General features: G+C 75.2%; 8 protein-coding genes. 5 read left to right on the top strand and 3 right to left on the bottom strand.

Annotated elements, in window-relative coordinates; genetic code table 11:
* Positions 1-4: 4 nt before the first annotated feature.
* The 3 genes from ACIRG9_RS04975 to ACIRG9_RS04965 are packed head-to-tail and all read left to right on the top strand — an operon-like array spanning position 5 to position 3,811.
* Positions 5-2,413, top strand: coding sequence for a beta-ketoacyl synthase N-terminal-like domain-containing protein (locus ACIRG9_RS04975; protein ID WP_402851845.1), 2,409 nt, complete (start codon positions 5-7; stop codon positions 2,411-2,413).
* 4 nt (positions 2,414-2,417) lie between these two features.
* Positions 2,418-3,233: a thioesterase II family protein gene (locus ACIRG9_RS04970; RefSeq protein WP_402850359.1), complete on the top strand. Its 816-nt coding sequence runs from the start codon at positions 2,418-2,420 to the stop codon at positions 3,231-3,233.
* Entirely contained in the window at positions 3,230-3,811 is a 582-nt protein-coding gene (locus ACIRG9_RS04965; RefSeq protein ID WP_402850357.1) for a flavin reductase family protein, read from the top strand. The genes ACIRG9_RS04970 and ACIRG9_RS04965 overlap by 4 nt, the downstream gene beginning before the upstream one ends.
* 130 nt (positions 3,812-3,941) lie before the next feature.
* On the opposite strand, the gene ACIRG9_RS04960 is transcribed toward ACIRG9_RS04965, so the two are convergent.
* The gene (locus ACIRG9_RS04960; protein WP_402850355.1) at positions 3,942-8,009 is read right to left on the bottom strand and encodes an amino acid adenylation domain-containing protein; all 4,068 of its coding nucleotides are present in this window, start codon (positions 8,007-8,009) and stop codon (positions 3,942-3,944) included.
* Positions 8,010-8,402: 393 nt separating this feature from the next.
* Between ACIRG9_RS04960 and ACIRG9_RS04955 the strand changes: the two genes are divergently transcribed.
* Both ACIRG9_RS04955 and ACIRG9_RS04950 read left to right on the top strand, forming a co-directional pair.
* Complete coding sequence (locus tag ACIRG9_RS04955; RefSeq protein ID WP_402850352.1) at positions 8,403-9,863, top strand: SagB family peptide dehydrogenase; 1,461 nt, start codon at positions 8,403-8,405, stop codon at positions 9,861-9,863.
* A gap of 149 nt (positions 9,864-10,012) precedes the next feature.
* Complete coding sequence (locus tag ACIRG9_RS04950) at positions 10,013-13,288, top strand: AfsR/SARP family transcriptional regulator (RefSeq protein ID WP_402850349.1); 3,276 nt, start codon at positions 10,013-10,015, stop codon at positions 13,286-13,288.
* Here ACIRG9_RS04950 and ACIRG9_RS04945 read toward each other — a convergent pair.
* Positions 13,270-14,091, bottom strand: coding sequence for an ABC transporter permease (locus tag ACIRG9_RS04945; RefSeq protein ID WP_402850346.1), 822 nt, complete (start codon positions 14,089-14,091; stop codon positions 13,270-13,272). The two genes, ACIRG9_RS04950 and ACIRG9_RS04945, sit on opposite strands and share 19 nt — an antisense overlap.
* Positions 14,088-15,053: an ATP-binding cassette domain-containing protein gene (locus ACIRG9_RS04940; protein WP_402850343.1), complete on the bottom strand. Its 966-nt coding sequence runs from the start codon at positions 15,051-15,053 to the stop codon at positions 14,088-14,090. The genes ACIRG9_RS04945 and ACIRG9_RS04940 overlap by 4 nt, the downstream gene beginning before the upstream one ends.
* Between the last annotated feature and the right edge of the window lie 68 nt (positions 15,054-15,121).

Genomic DNA, 15,121 nt, shown 5'->3' with positions numbered 1-15,121 from the left:
GACCATGGACACGACCGAGCTGCGGCGACTCGTGGAGGAGCAGCTCCGGCTCTCCCGCCGGCAGCAGGCCCGGATCCGCGAGCTGGAGGAGGAACGGCGGCCACCGCTCGCTGTCGTCGGGCTCGGCCTGCGGTTCCCCGGTGACCTGCGTACGCCGGAACAGCTCTGGGACTTCCTGCGCGGGGACGCGCACGCGGTCACCGGCATCCCCGACGACCGGCCCGGGCTGCGGGCCGCGTACCAGGCGGGGCCGGTCCGGCCGGGCCGGTCCTACGTGGACCGGGCGGCCTTCCTGACCGACATCGGCCACTTCGACGCGGACTTCTTCGGCATCTCACAGCGCGAGGCCGAGCTGCTCGACCCGCAGCAGCGGCTACTGCTGGAGACCGCCTGGGAGGCGCTGGAGCGGGCCGGGGTGGCGGTCCGCCGCGCCGACCGGCTGGACGTCGGTGTCTTCCTGGGCATGATGGCCTCCGAGTACGGTGAACGGCTCGCCGTCCAGGAAGACAAGACGCCACTCGACCCGTACTACGCCACCGGCGGCGGGCTCTGCTTCGGCGCCGGCCGGATCAGTTACGTGATGGGCTTCGCCGGCCCGGTGGTCAGCGTGGACACGGCCTGTTCGTCCTCACTGGTCGCGCTGCACCTGGCCAGCCGCGCGCTGCGCGCCGACGAGTGCCGGTACGCGCTGGTCTGCGGCTCGAACCTGCTCCTGTCGCCGAACCTGATGGTGTCGCTGTGCCAGAGCCGGGCGCTGTCCCCCGAGGGTCGCTCCAAGTCGTTCCTGGCCTCCGCCGACGGGTACGGCCGGGGCGAGGGCGTCGGCGTGCTGGTGCTGATGCGCCTGGACGAGGCGGAACGGGAGGGCCGCCCCATCCTGGCCGTGGTGCGGGGCAGCGCGGTCAACCACGACGGCGCCGCCTCCGGGCTGACCGTGCCGAGCGGCCCCGCCCAGCAGGAGGTGGTCCGGGCCGCCCTCGCCGACGCGGGGGTGGGCGCGGCCGACGTGGGCTGCGTCGAGGCGCACGGCACCGGGACGCTGCTCGGTGACCCGGTCGAGGTGGGCGCGCTGGACGCCGCGCTCGGCGACGCGGTCCGCGAGCGCGGCGTACCGCTCGCGATCGGTAGCGTCAAGGCCCGACTCAACCACCTGGAGGCCGCCTCCGGGGTGGCCGGGCTGATGAAGACCGTGCTCATGCTGCACCACGGCGAGATCCCGGCGGCACTGAGCGAGTCCGAGGGCCCGCTCAACGAGCACATCCCGTGGGACCGGCTCGGCTTCACCGTGCCCCGGCGCAACGCGCCCTGGCCGGCGGAACTGCCCCGCCGGGTCGCCGGGGTGAACTCGTTCGGGATGAGCGGCACCAACGCGCATGTGGTGCTCGAGGCGTACCAGCCGGCGGGCGAGGAGAACGGGCCGGCCGACACGGGCGGGCCGGAGTTGCTCACCCTCTCCGCCCGGGACCCGCAGGCGCTGGCCACCCTCGGCGCGGCGGTGGTGGCGCGGCTGCGCACCACCGACCCGGCCGACCTGCCGGCGCTCTGCCACACCCTGCGCAGCGGCCGCGCGCCGCTCGGCTATCGGGTGGCCGTCGTCGGCGGCACGGCCGACGAGTTGGCCGTCCGGGTGGCGGCGGCGGTACGGCGCCCGGCCGAACCGGTCGGCCGGCTGCGCCCGGTCACGCTCTGGGTAGCCGCCGACCACACCGCGCTGGCGGTGGCGCTGGACGCGCTCCACGCCCGGTATCCAGGGCTGCTGCCGCCCGACGCCGGCGCGGAGGTCCCCGACCGGTGGGTGGCCCTGCTCGGCCGGCTCGGGGTCCGGGTCCGGTGCCGCCGGGACACCGGCCGACCGGCCGACGTGGCCCGCCTACAGTGGCCGGGCGTGGACGGTACGGCACACGTCGCGCCGCTGGTCACCGCCGTGCCCGAGGCGGCTCCCGGGCTGCTGCTCGATGCCCTCGCCGCGCTCTTCCTGGCCGGGCTCGACGTCCGCTTCGACCACCTGCGACCGGCCGGCGCCCGGTTCCGGCCGGACCTGCCCACGTACCCGTTCCGGCGCCGCCGGTTCTGGGTCGACGAGCCGGTCGGCTCGGCGACCACCGCGTACGCGGAGCCCGGCGCGGGCGCCGACGAGCCGTTGCCCACCGACCGGGCGGGCATCGAGGCGTACCTGATGTCCGAGCTGCGCGATGTGCTGCGCGCCGACGAGGAACTCGACCCGAGCCGCTCCTTCCTGGAGACGGGCGGCGACTCCTTCGTCTCCACCCTCTTCATGACCCGGATCGAGGAACGGTTCCAGGTGGCGCTCACCCCGGACGACCTGCCCATCGACCGCCCGCTGGCGGCACTGCTGGCGACGATCGCCGACCACATCACCGGCCGCCCGGTGGCGGCCGGGGAACGGGAGTGAAGCGGTGAGCGCGTTCCTCCGGCCGCGGCCGGTCCCCGACCCCGACCTGCGCCTGGTGGTCTTCCACCACGCGGGCGGTTCCGGCAGCGCCTACTTCCCGGTCAGCCAGGGCGTCCCCGCGGAGTGGGACCTGCTCCTGCCCGACCTGCCCGGCCGTGGACGCCGCCATCGGGAGGAGCCGCTGCGGGACATCCCCGCCATCGTGACGCGGCTGGTGCAGGACCTGCTCGACTGGGCCGACGCGCCGCTGGCCCTGTTCGGGCACAGCCTGGGCGCGGTGGTGGCGGCGGAGACCGCCCGGGCGCTTGGTGCGCTCGGCGTCGAACCGCTCTGGGTCGGGGTGTCCGGCCGGCCGGCCGTCGACTACCGGGGGCCGAAGGCGTCCCTGCCGCACGACGTCTCGGATGACGAGATGATGCGGCACCTGTTCGAGTTGGGCGGCATGCCGGACCGGATCCACGAGGTGCCCGAATTCCGGGCCCAGCTGCTCCGCCTGGTCCGCGCCGACCTCGGGGCGCTGGCCGCGTACGCGCCGCCGCCGGACCGGCCGCCGCTGACCGTGCCGCTCACCGCCTTCGGAGGCACGGCCGATGACTGGGCCCCGCCGGCGGCGATCGCGGCCTGGGCGGAGGAGACCACGGGACCGTTTCGGCGGCTACTCTTTCCTGGCGGCCACTTCCACTTTCTCGGCGCCGAGTTCGGGTCCTTCACCGCCGCGCTGGTGGCGGAGATCCGCGCGGTGCTCCGGTCCACCCCCCAGCCCGCTCCCGGCGTGGTCGCCGCCGGGGCCGCGTCGCCCGGTTTGAGGAGTGCGCTTTGAACACGACGAACCGCCTCGCCCCGGCAGATCCCACCTCGGCGTCGAGCACCGCGCCAGTCGACATGCGACCCCTGATGGCCAGCTTCCCGTCCGGCGTCACGGTGACCACCGCGCTGCACAGCGACGGTCGGCCGTGGGGGATGACCTGCACCTCGCTGTGCAGCGTCTCCCTCGACCCACCCATCCTGCTGGTCTGCCTGCGCTGCGGCAGCCCCACCCTGGAGGCCATCGCGGCCACCCGGTCGTTCGCGGTCAACCTGCTGCACGAGCAGGCCCGGGCCTTCGCCGAGCTGTTCGCCTCCGGTGCGGTCGACCGCTTCGAGCAGGTCCGCTGGAGCGCCGACGGCGAGGCCGCCGGTCCGCACCTGCTCGACGCCGCGCACACCATCGCCGACTGCGAGGTGGTGGAGGACAGCGTGGTCGGCGACCACGTCGTGGTGCTGGGTCGGGTCCGCGCGGTGACCCGGCTGCGTCCGCAACGCCCCCTGCTGTATGGCCTGCGCCGGTACGCCACCTGGTCGGACTCCGTCGACGGCAGCTACCTCTTCTCCGACGCGCAGGCCTTCGACTGGTCCTGACCGCCGCCCTCGTCTCCCGGCCGGTCACCGCCGTCCGGGGGACGCGAGGCCGTCCGGGTCCACCGTCAGGTGCGGCATGTCGGAGTATCCGGCCTCCGGGAGACCCCGACGTGCCGCATCCCGCGTCGCCCTACCGACCGCTCGGCGCCCGCCCGGACGGTACGCCGAGCGCGTGCGGCGTGGCTTCGGCGGTCGCGGTCTCGGCGGCGAACGCGGCGATGCGCTCGGCCAGCCGGGCCGATGAGGCGGCCGAGACGATCGAGTGATGGTCCTCCGGCCACTGCTCGACCGTCAGGTCCGGGCAGACCGCCTGCCAGGCGGGCACCGGGTCGGGGCGGTCGACCTGCTCGGCCACGATGAGCAGAGCCGGCGCCACGCCCGGGGTGGGACGGTGGGCGGCCAGCGCGGCCAGGTTGTCGCCGTGCACCCTCACCAGCCGCCGGTATCCGGCCTCGTCGAGCTCGGCAGGAAGCAGCCCGGCCGCTCGGGCCGCGGCGTGGGCCGCCCCGGCCAGTCCGGCTTCCGGGGCGGTGGCGAGGGCGCCGGCCACCGGGTCGGGCAGCCGGCCGCCGGCCAGGTCGGTGAGGAACTCCTGGTGCCGCTCCCGGTCGTCGGCCGGCATCCGCAGGGTGCGGATGTCGCTGTCGACCAGGACCACCTGGGCCGCCTCGCCCTCGTCCCGCAGCTGGGCGGCCAGTTCGTGGGCGAGGACGCCCCCCATCGACCAGCCGGCGAGCAGGTACGGCCCGTGTGGCGCCAGCCGGCGCAGCTCGGTCCGGTATCCGGCGGCCATGGCGGCCAGGCTCGGCGCGGCCCCGGCGTCGTCGCCGGCCAGTGCCCGGCTCTGGAAGCCGTACACCGGGCCGGCCCAGGCGCGGGCCAGGTCGGCGTACCGGGCGACCGATCCGCCGACGGGATGGCACAGGAACAGCGGCCGGCCGGTGCCGTCGGCCAGCGGCACGGCGCAGCGTACGGTGCCGTCGCCGGCGGCGAGCCGGGCGGCCAGGCCGCGTACCGTGGGCGCGTCGAAGATCTGCCCGAACGGCACCTCGGTGCCGAGTTCGCCGCGCAGCCGCTGCACCAGGCGCAGGGCGAGCAGCGAGTTCCCGCCCAGGGCGAAGAAGTCGTCGTCCGGCCGGATCGCCGGCACCTCCAGCAGGTCGGCCCAGATCCGGCAGAGCCGCTCGGTCAGGGCGTTCGGGTGGCCGGAGTCGGCCGGTGCGGAGACCGCCGGGGCGTCGCCCGACGTGTCGCCCGGCGCGTCGCCCGGCGTGTCGGCCCGCGTCGCGGCCTCGGCCGCCGCCAGCGCCCGGTCCAGGTCCACCTTGCCGTTGCCGCTGAGCGGCAGCCGGTCCAGCAGGTGGATCCGCGCCGGCACCAGGTACGCCGGCAGCCGCTCGCGCAGGTACGCCCGCAGTTCCGCCGGGTCCGGTGTGGCGCCGGCTGCGGGCACCACGATCGCGACCAGCCGGCGTTGCCCGCCCGGGACCTGCTGGGTGGTGACGGCGCAGTCCACGACCGCCGGATGGGTACGCGCGGTGGCCTCGATCTCGCCCGGCTCGACCCGGAATCCCTGCACCTTGACCTGCCGGTCCTCCCGGCCGAGGAATTCGATCGTGCCGTCGGGCCAGTACCGGCCGAGGTCGCCGGTCCGGTACAGCCGCTCCCCGGTGGCCGGGTCGGTGACGAACCGTTCGGCGGTGCGTTCCGGGTCCCGCCAGTAGCCCCGGGCCAGCCCGGTCCCGCCGATGTAGATGCCGCCGACCGCCCAGGGTGGACGCAGCCGGAACCGGTCGTCGAGCACCCGCATGGTCTGATTCGGCAGGGGTCGGCCGTACGGGATGCTCCGCCAGGCCGGGTCGACGGCGCCGATCTCGTAGCTGTTGGACCAGATCGCCGCCTCGGTGGCGCCGCCCAGCGCGGTGACCCGGCTGCCGGACCAGGTCTCGCGCAGCCGGTCGGGCAGCCCGGTGGGCACCCAGTCCCCGCTGAGCAGGAACGCCCGGATCGGCGGCCGATCCCCGGCCGGCCGGCTCGCCACCACCTCGACCAGCATCTGGGCCAGCGCCGGCACCGAGTTCCACACGGTCGCCCCGTGCCGGGTCGCGGCGTCCGCCCAGCCGAGCGGGTCGGGGCGGCTGCCCCCGGCGGGCAGCACCAGCGTCGCCCCGGCCGCGAGGGCGCCGAACACGTCCCAGACCGAGAGGTCGAAGCTGAGCGACGAGATGCCGAACACCCGGTCGTCCGGGCCCAGCCCGAACCGGTGGTTGATGTCCAGCACCGTGTTGAGGGCGGCCCGGTGCTCCACCGCGACCCCCTTCGGCCGGCCGGTGGAGCCGGAGGTGTAGATGACGTACGCCAGGTCGGTCCCCGGCCCGGCGGGCGCGGCCGGCTCCCCGGCGGTCGACGCCGCGTCCGAGGTGGACGGGAACCGGTCCACCTCGACCGCCGTGACGTCCCGGCCTCCCAGGTCGGCGGGGTGGTGGGACTGGACCAGCACCACCCGGGCCGCGCACTCGTCGATCAGGTGGCCGATCCGCTCGGCCGGCAGGGCGACGTCGACGGGGCAGTACGCGGCGCCGGCGCGCAGCACGCCGAGGACGCCGACCACCTGCTCCCAGCCCTTGGCCATCACCACCGGCACCAGGTCACCCGGGCCCACGCCGTGGCGCCGCAGCAGCTCGGCCACGCCGGCCGAGGCCGCCGCCAACTCCCGGTAGGTCAGCGTTCGGGCGTCGTTGATCACGGCCGGGTGGTCGGGCCGCTCGGTGGCGCGGCGCAGGAAGCCGTCCTCCAGCCGCCCCGCCGGCGGCGGTCCGGCCGGCGCGTTGTCCCGGGCCACCACCGTGCGGTGGGCGGGCGGTACGGGCTCGGCGGGCGTCGCGGCGTCCTGGCCCAGCGCCCGCAGCGTCCGCTCGTACGCCTCGAACGCCAGGTCGGCCAGCCCGGGCGGGAAGGCATCGTCCACCACGTCCCAGATGCAGTCCACACCCCCGTCCGGGGTGTCCTGGAGCTGGTTGTCGACCAGCACCTGCGGGGTGCGCAGGTGGCTGTCGACCTGCCGGCAGACCGGGCGGCCCACCACGTCGCCGCCGGGCCGTCGCGGCGCGAGCATGCTGTTGAAGACGTACGGCAGCGCCGCGCGACTGGTCCAGCCGCGACGGGCGGCCAGTTCCCGGGTGACCCGGACCGCGGTGACGTCGCTGTGTGCCATGTCCCGCCAGAGCTGCCGCTGCAACTGGCGGGCCCGTTCCCAGAAGTCGTCGGCCACCCGCAGGTCCACCTCCAGCGGCAGGGTGGCGCTGAGCTGGCCCACCACGCCGGACAGCTCGGGGTGCAGGGTGGGCAGGTTCTGGTGCAGCACGTTCAGGCAGAACCGGGGCTGCCCGGCCCAGCCGCCGAGGACCTCGGCGAAGACCTGCAGCAGCGCGGTCGGCGGCAGCACCCGTTGGCGTCGGGCGGTGGCGCAGAGCCGGTCCCACTCGGCGCGGCGCAGGTGGCAGACCCGGCGGACCATCCGTACCGGGTCGATGCCGGCGAGTGGCCGGGCCAGCGGCAGCTGCGGGGCGTCCGGCAGGCTGTCCAGCCGGTGTTCCCAGTACCGCCAGTGCTCCTGGTACGGTTCGCTCTCCTGCCAGCCCACCAGGTCTCGGACGGATTCCCGGAAGGTGCGGGTCACCGGCGGCAGCGCGGCGGCCGGGTCCTGGTAGAGCTGCCACCACTCACCGAGCAGGTGTCGGGTGGCGGTGGAGTCGAGCAACAGCAGGCTCAGCGCCAGGTGCAGCCGCCACCGGTGCCGGCGCAGCCGCTGGGCGGCCACCTCGAACAGCGGCCACCCGGTCGGGTCCACGCCCTGCTCGGCCATCCGGTCCCGGACCTCACGCAGCGCCGCCTCCCGGCCGGCCGCCGGCAGCCCGGTCAGGTCAGTCACCGTCAGCGGGAACGGGGTGATCCGCTCGTCCGGCAGGACCTGCTGTGCGACCTCCGGAAGGATCACCGTCCGGAGGTGCTCGTGCCGTTCGATCAGGCGGTCGACCGCCGCCCGGGCCCGGTCCGGGTCGAAGTCGACGACGTCCAGCTCCACGTACATCGTCGGCCGGAAGCCGCCGAGTTCGATCAACGGGCTGCTGCCGACGAGGTAGCCGGCCTGGAGGTCGGTCAGCGGGAAGGGGTGCCGCGACTGGGGGTCCGTGATCACAGGATTCTCCGGCGGGTACGGGTGTCGGTAGGGGTTCTCCGGGTGCCTCGTGGCCGGTCCGGCCGGCGTATCTGGCCTGGTCAACGCGGGGTGGCGGGCGCTGGGCCCGGGCCCGGGCCGCCTAGAGGGTGCGCCTGTCCGGGCCGGCTGTCTTCGCGCAGATTGCTGTTCCCGCAGCCCTTGGCACCGCCGTGCCCGACCTGCCCGGCGGCCGGTGGCGCCGCCGTCAACCGGCCGCTGCGCGACCGGTTCGTGGGTCGGCGGATTGTGCCCGGGGGAGGGTGCCGGGGCACCTCCCAGATTGCCCTGATTCAGCAGGTCAGAGCCGCTTGTGACGGGCCGTTCCGGCTGCCTATCGTTCGCTCACCCCGCCCGTCCGTCGAGGGAGCTTCGATGAGTCTCACCGCCGCCGCCCCACCGCAGGGGCCGCTCACCGCCGGAGAACCCGTCGCCAGCAACGGCCTGCCGGCCGCCGTGGCGGAGGTCGTCGACCGGCACCTGGCCGGCGCGGCCGAGTTGGAGCAGGCGGTCTGGGCGAGCGCCCGGTCCGCGCCGACCCGCCTGCGGGCGTCCGCCGGCCTGCTGCTCGCCGCTGTGGTCGCCACCGGCCTGGACTGGGCGCAGTCGCTGGCCTGGCTGCGGGGCGACGCCGACCCGGCCACCGAGACCCCGGACGAGGGGACGTCCCGGACCCCGGCCGAGGAGGCCGGGCCGGTCGCCGAGGGGCGCGCCGCGGCCGAGGCGGCGTTCCTGCGCAACGAGGCGGAGTGGACGACCTGGTACCGCCGGACCCGGGAGGAGATCGAGTCGGCGGGGACCGGGCTGGGGCAGTGGCGTCGGCACCTGTCCGACACGCTCGTGGAGCTGCGCCGGCTGGAGCGCGTCGACCGGCTCGACGCGCCGTCCGGATCGGTCTTCCGGCGGCTGGTCGGGCTGCACCAGGAGCGGCTCGGCCTCACCGCCGCCGAGCGGGCCCAGGCCGGCTGGCTGGTCTCCCTGGCCGTGCTCCGCACCGCACCCCGGGGCCCGTTCTTCGCCGACGGCCCGCAGGCCCTGGACCGGCGCCTGCACGAGGAGACGAAGTACGCGCTCGCCACGATCCTCGACCAGATGCCGGATCTGGTCGGTGCCGGCACCGAGGGCCGGCAGCCGCTGCCCGCGCGCGGTGCCCCGCTGCCGCTGGCCCGGCCGGACGCGCCGCCGTCGGACCTGCCCGGGCTGGCCGAGACGCTGCTCGCCCGGCGCAGCGCCTACGGCACGTACGAGGGTCCGCTCACCGTGGACGAGCTGGGCCAACTGCTCTTCTACGCCGCCGCGGTCACCGGTGAGAAGAGCATGCCGGGCGCGGAGGCGCCGTTGCGGGTCCGGCCCCACCCGAGCGGCGGCAGCCGCTACCCGGTCCGGCTGATGCTCTACTGCCACGACGTCCAGGGCGTGCCACGCGGGCTCTACCTGCACGACGCCGACGCGCACGCGCTGCTCCCGCTCGACGACCGGGACCTGTCCGGCGAGCTGATCCCGGCCGTGCCGGCGACCGACCCGCGGCTGCCCGCCACCAAGGCCGGCGGCAAGATCGACGCGGCCGGGTGTCCACTCTGGGTCTTCCTGGTCGCCGACCTGACCTACCAGCGGCTGCACTACGGTCTGCGCTCCTACCGGCTGGTGTTGCTGGAGGGCGGGCACGTGGCGCAGAACCTGTCCCTGGTCTCGACCGGGCTGGATCTGTCCAGTGTCGGCCTGTGCGGCTTCTACGACGACGCGCTGCACCGCGCGCTCGGCCTGGACGGGGTGAACTCCGCCGTGCTCTACACCTACCTGGTCGGCCGGGTGACCGCCCAGGGCCTGTCGGCCTGACCGGCCGGGCCGCGCCGTACCGGTCGCCGGCCGCTCACGAGTCGACCTCCGTCCGTTCGGTGTGTCCGGCTGTCCGCCGGACACGCCGTCGGGCTGCCACGGCGTGGACGATTCGTCAATGATCGGGTACGCGGTGAGATGATGGGCGCATGCAGGTTGGCATCCTCGGGCCGCTGGTGGTGGCCGCCGACGGTCGGCAGGTGGAGATCGGCGGTGCCCGGCTGCGTCGGCTGCTGATCCTGCTCGCCCTCGAGGTCGGCCGCACGGTGACCGTGGAGGCGTTGACCGAGGCACTGTGGGCGGAGACCGCCCCCAGCGACCCGACCAACGCCGTGCAGTCCCTGGTGTCCCGGCTGCGTCGGGCGCTGCCGGTCACCTCGGCCCTGCACTCCGCGCACGGCGGATACCGGCTGGCGCTGCCCCGCGAGGCGGTGGACGCGTACCGGTTCGAACGGCTGGCCCGTGAGGGCCAGCGGGCGCTGCGGGCCGGGGACCCGGCCACCGCGACCACCCGCCTGGACGAGGCGCTGTCCCTGTGGCGCGGGCCGGCCCTCGCCGACGCCACCGACGCGCGGTACGCGGCCGCGGCCGCGGCCCGCCTGGAGGAGCTGCGGATCTCCGCCCTGGAGGACCGGGCCGAGGCCGACCTGGTCGCCGGCCGGGGCGACCAGCTCGTCGCCGAGCTGGAGGAGTTGGCCGCCCGGCATCCGCTGCGGGAGCGCATCCGGGCGTTGCTGATGAGCGCGCTCTACGGCACCGGCCGGCAGGCCGAGGCGCTGCGCTCCTACGAGGAGTTCCGCGCCCGGCTCGCCGAGGAACTCGGCGTCGATCCGTCCCCCCGGGTACGCGACCTGCACGTGGCGATGCTCCGCGGTGATTTCACGCTGCCGACCGCCGCGCCGTCGCCGGCTGCCGTGCCCGGGCCGTCGAACGTGCCCGGCTCGGCGCCCACCGGCGGACCCGTCGGGTCGCCGGCGCCCGTGACCGCCCGGCCGGTGGTCCCGCCCGGCAACCTGCGCGCCCCGCTGACGACCTTCGTGGCCCGCGACGGCGAGCTGCGGCGGCTCAGCGACCAGCTTCGGGACGGGCGGCTGGTGACCCTGGTGGGCCCGGGCGGCGCCGGCAAGACCCGGTTGGCCAGCACGCTGGCCGGTTCGCTGGCCGCCAGCCACCCGGGCGGCGCGTGGCTGGTGGAACTGGCGGCCGTCACCGACCCGGACGACGTGCCGCAGGTCGTCGTGCGGGCGCTCGGCCTGCGTGAGGCGGGTCTGCTGGACGGCCCCGCGCCCCGGGACGTGCTCGAGCATCTGGTCGAGGCGTTCTCGGTCGCGCCGACGCTGCTGGTGCTGGACAACTGCGAGCACCTGGTGGACGCCGCCGCCCAGTTGGTCGACGAACTGCTCGGCCGCTGCCCCGAGCTGCGGGTCGTGGCGACCAGCCGGGAGCCGCTGGGCATCGTCGGGGAGGCACTGTGCCCGGTGCCGCCGCTCGCGCTGCCCCGTCCGGCGGCGACCCGCGCCGAGGCCATCGAGTCGCCGGCGGTGCAGCTCTTCGTCAACCGGGCAGTGGCGGTCCGGCCCGGCTTCGCGATCACCGACGCCAACGTGGGCGCGGTGGTCGAGATCTGCCGCCGGCTGGACGGGCTGCCCCTGGCCATCGAGCTGGCCGCGGCCCGAGCCCGTACGCTGCCCGTGGAGGAGCTGGCGGTCCGCCTCTCCGACCGGTTCCGGCTGCTCACCGGCGGCGGCCGGACGGCCACGCCCCGGCACCGGACGCTGCGTGCGGTGGTGGCGTGGAGCTGGGACCTGCTGGAGGAGGACGAGCGGCGGCTGGCGCAGCGGCTGGCGGTCTTCCCCGGTGCCATCACCCCGCAGAGCGCGGCACGCCTCTGCGCGCTGGCCCCCGCGGTCGAGCCGGCCGCGCTGGACCTGCTCTCCGCGCTGGTGGACAAGTCGCTCCTGCAACGGCTGGACGGGCCTCGGCCGCGCTACCGGATGCTGGAGACGATCCGGGAGTACGGCCTGGAGTGGCTGGCCGAGGAGGGCGAGGTGGCCGCCGCGCGGCAGGCGCACGCCGAGTACTTCCTGCAACTCTCCGAGGAGGCGGAGCCCCGGTTGCGCGGGCCGGACCAGGTGACCTGGCTGCCCCTGCTGACCGCCGAGTGGGAGAACGTGCTCGCGGCGTTCCACTTCGCGTGCGACACCGGCGACGCGGCGGTGGCGGTCCGGCTGGCCGCCGCGGTCAGCCCGCTCTGGACGGTGCAGGGCAACCACGCCGAGGCCGCCGCCTGGCTGCGGGCGGTGCTCGAGCTGCCCGGCGAGGCGCCGCCCTCGGCGCGTCGGGTGGCCACCGCCGCGTACCTGTTCAACACCGTCCTCTCCGGCGGCCGGGTCGGGGGTGACGTCCCGACCGACACGCTGCTGGCCCGGCTGCCGGGCTCCGCGGGCTCCGACGACCATCCGATCGCCGCCCTGCTCGACCCGGCGCTGGCGTTCCTGCGGGAGGACACCGCCGCCGGCCTGCTGGCCATCGACCGGCTGCGCGACCACCCCGACCGGTGGGCACGCGGCGCCCTCATGTTGCTCTCCGCCCTGCTGCACGGTCAGGACGGCGAGACCGACGCGATGCACGCCGACCTCGGGCAGGCGGCGGCGGCGTTCCGCGAGACGGGTGACCGGTGGGGGCTTTCGATGGCTCTCACCTTCGAGACCCACGTCCAGCTCCTGCTCGGCGACTTCCCGGCGGCGATGACGGCCGCCGAGGAGGCCCGCACCCTGTTGCACACCCTGGATCCGGCGGACGACGCCGCGTTGCAGCGGGTCATGCTCGCGGTCGCGTTGATCTGGCACGGCGACCTGACCCGGGCCCGGGACGAGCTCCGGGCGCTCGTCGCGCCGGCCGCCCGCCCCGTCGCGTCCCGTTACCTGGTCCTGGCCCACATCTGGCTGGGGCACCTCGCCCGCTACGACGGCGCCCTGGACGAGGCGGCCCGCGAGTACGACCGGGCCCGGGCGAACCTGGACCGGATCACCTTCGACGCCGCGGTGTACCGCGCGATGCACCTGTGCGCCTCGGCCCAGCTGGCGGTGGCCCGGGGGACCGAGGAGGCCGCCTGGGAGCAGCTCGCCGCCGCGTTCGCCATCGCCACCGACCTGGGCTACGCGCCGGTGCTGGCGGAGATCGGGGTGGCCGCCGCGGCGGCCTGCCTGGCGAGCGGGGAGGCGGAGTCGGCCGCCGAACTGCTGGGGGCCGCCAGCGCCCTGCATCGGGGCCCGGACTCGTTCCATCCCGACGCCACCGAGCTGGGCCGGCGGCTCACCGGGGCGCTGGGCGGGGACGTCCACGCGGTCGCCGTCGAGCGGGGACGCTCACGGGACCGGGCGGACGCCCTCGCCCTCATCGGCGCTCAGGTGCGCCGTCGGTAGGCCCGGACGGCGAGCGGCGCGAAGAACACCAGCAGCCCGAACGACCAGAGCAGCGTCCGCATCACCGGCCCGGCCACCGGCCCGCCGAGCAGCAGCCCCCGGCACGCATCCATCGCGTGGCTGGCGGGGTTGATCTTCACCCAGGCCTGCAGCCAGCCGGGCAGGGTGTCGGTGGGCGCCACCATGTTGGTGCCGAAGGCGAGCGGGAACATGGTGAGGGTGACGATGCCCTGCACCCCGGCGGCGTCCCGGGACACCACACCGGCCAGGACGTAACCCCAGCTCAGGCAGAAGCCGAAGAAGACCGTCAGGCCGCAGGCGGCCAGCGCCTGCAGGAGGCCGGTCTCCACCCGGAAGCCGAGCAGGTAGCCGAACGCGAACACGGTGACCAGCGAGATCACGTACCGGATCAGGTCGCCGAGGACCGAGCCGATCAGTGGCGCCGACCGACCGATGGGCAGGCTTCGGAACCGTTCGAAGACGCCGGTGCGGATGTCGGCGTTCAGGTTCACGCCGGTGATCATGATGCCGGAGATGATCACGGTCATCACCAGCGCGGCCGGGAAGATGAACTGGAGGTAGTTCTTGGTGTTGCCGGAGACCGCGCCGCCGAACAGGTAGACGAACATCACCAGGAAGATCACCGGGATGAGCACCGCGTGGGCGAGCCCCTCCGGCGTGCGGCGCACCTTGATCAGGCTCCGCCGGGCCAGCGCGAGGCTGTGCCGGAGCAGCCCGTACGGGCGCCGGACCGGCTCGGTGATCGTGCCGGCGGACTGGTTGGGGACGCTGGTCGCGGTCACGCCGCCACCTCCTGCTCGCGCTCGGGCTCGGCGGTGTGCCGGCCGGTGAGGGTGAAGAACACCTCGTCCAGGCTGGGCAGCCGCAGGGACAGCTCGGTCACCGCGATGTTCGCCGCGGCGAGCTGGCGCACCACCTCGGTGAACGCGGAGTCGCCGACCACCGGCACGGTGAGCACCCCGGGGCCGACCTGCTCGGGCACGTGCCCGGCCACGCTGCCGAGGATGGCGGCGGCCTCGCTCACCTGGGCCGGGTCCGCCGCACGCAGCTGGATGGTCTGCCCGCCGACGACCTGCTTCAGCTCGTCCGGGCTGCCGTTGGCGATGACCTTGCCCTGGCCGAGCACGACGATGTCGTCCGAGAGGGTGTCCGCCTCCTCCAGGTACTGCGTGGTGAGCAGGACGGTGGTGCCGTCGCCGGCCATCGTCCGGATCATCCGCCAGACCTCCTCGCGCTTCGCCGGGTCGAGCCCGGTCGTCGGCTCGTCGAGGAAGATCACCTGGGGGCGCCCGATCATGCTGGCGGCCAGGTCGAGTCGGCGCCGCATGCCACCGGAGTAGGTGCCGACCCGGCGGCCGGCCGCCTCGGTCAGCTCGAACCGCTCCAGCAGCTCGCCGGCCCGAGCGGTCGCCTCGGCCTTGCGCAGGTCGAGCAGCTGGCCGATGAGCACCAGGTTCTCCGTGCCGGTCAGGTCCTCGTCGACCGAGGTGTCCTGTCCGGCGATGCCGATGAGTCGACGCACCCGGGCCGGGTTACGGACCACGTCCACCCCGCCCACCATCGCGGTGCCGGAGTCCGGACGCATCAGGGTGGCGAGGATGCGTACCGCCGTGGTCTTGCCCGCGCCGTTGGGGCCCAGCATGCTCAGAACCGTGCCCGCCCGGGCCGCGAAGTCGACGCCGTTGAGCGCTGTGTTCGTGCCGAAACGCTTGACGATGGCCTCGGCCTGGAATCCGTACTGCATGAGCCGATGCTGGCAGCGCCCGCTGGCAGAGCCCGCACAGATCGCTGTCACCTCGGCGAGCACGGAAA

Origin of the sequence: Micromonospora sp. NPDC093277 (assembly GCF_044765245.1) — a bacterium.
Taxonomy (GTDB): Bacteria; Actinomycetota; Actinomycetes; order Mycobacteriales; family Micromonosporaceae; genus Micromonospora.
Note: the sequence above shows the minus strand (reverse complement) of the source record. Positions and strands in the feature narration are given on the sequence as shown.

What these genes read in the sequence shown, in the direction of transcription:
- ACIRG9_RS04975 (WP_402851845.1), top strand. Translation starts at nt 5, where the DNA reads ATGGACACGACCGAGCTGCGGCGACTCGTGGAGGAGCAGCTCCGGCTC.
- ACIRG9_RS04955 (WP_402850352.1), top strand. Translation starts at nt 8,403, where the DNA reads ATGAGTCTCACCGCCGCCGCCCCACCGCAGGGGCCGCTCACCGCCGGA.
- ACIRG9_RS04950 (WP_402850349.1), top strand. Translation starts at nt 10,013, where the DNA reads ATGCAGGTTGGCATCCTCGGGCCGCTGGTGGTGGCCGCCGACGGTCGG.
- ACIRG9_RS04940 (WP_402850343.1), bottom strand. Translation starts at nt 15,053, where the DNA reads ATGCAGTACGGATTCCAGGCCGAGGCCATCGTCAAGCGTTTCGGCACG.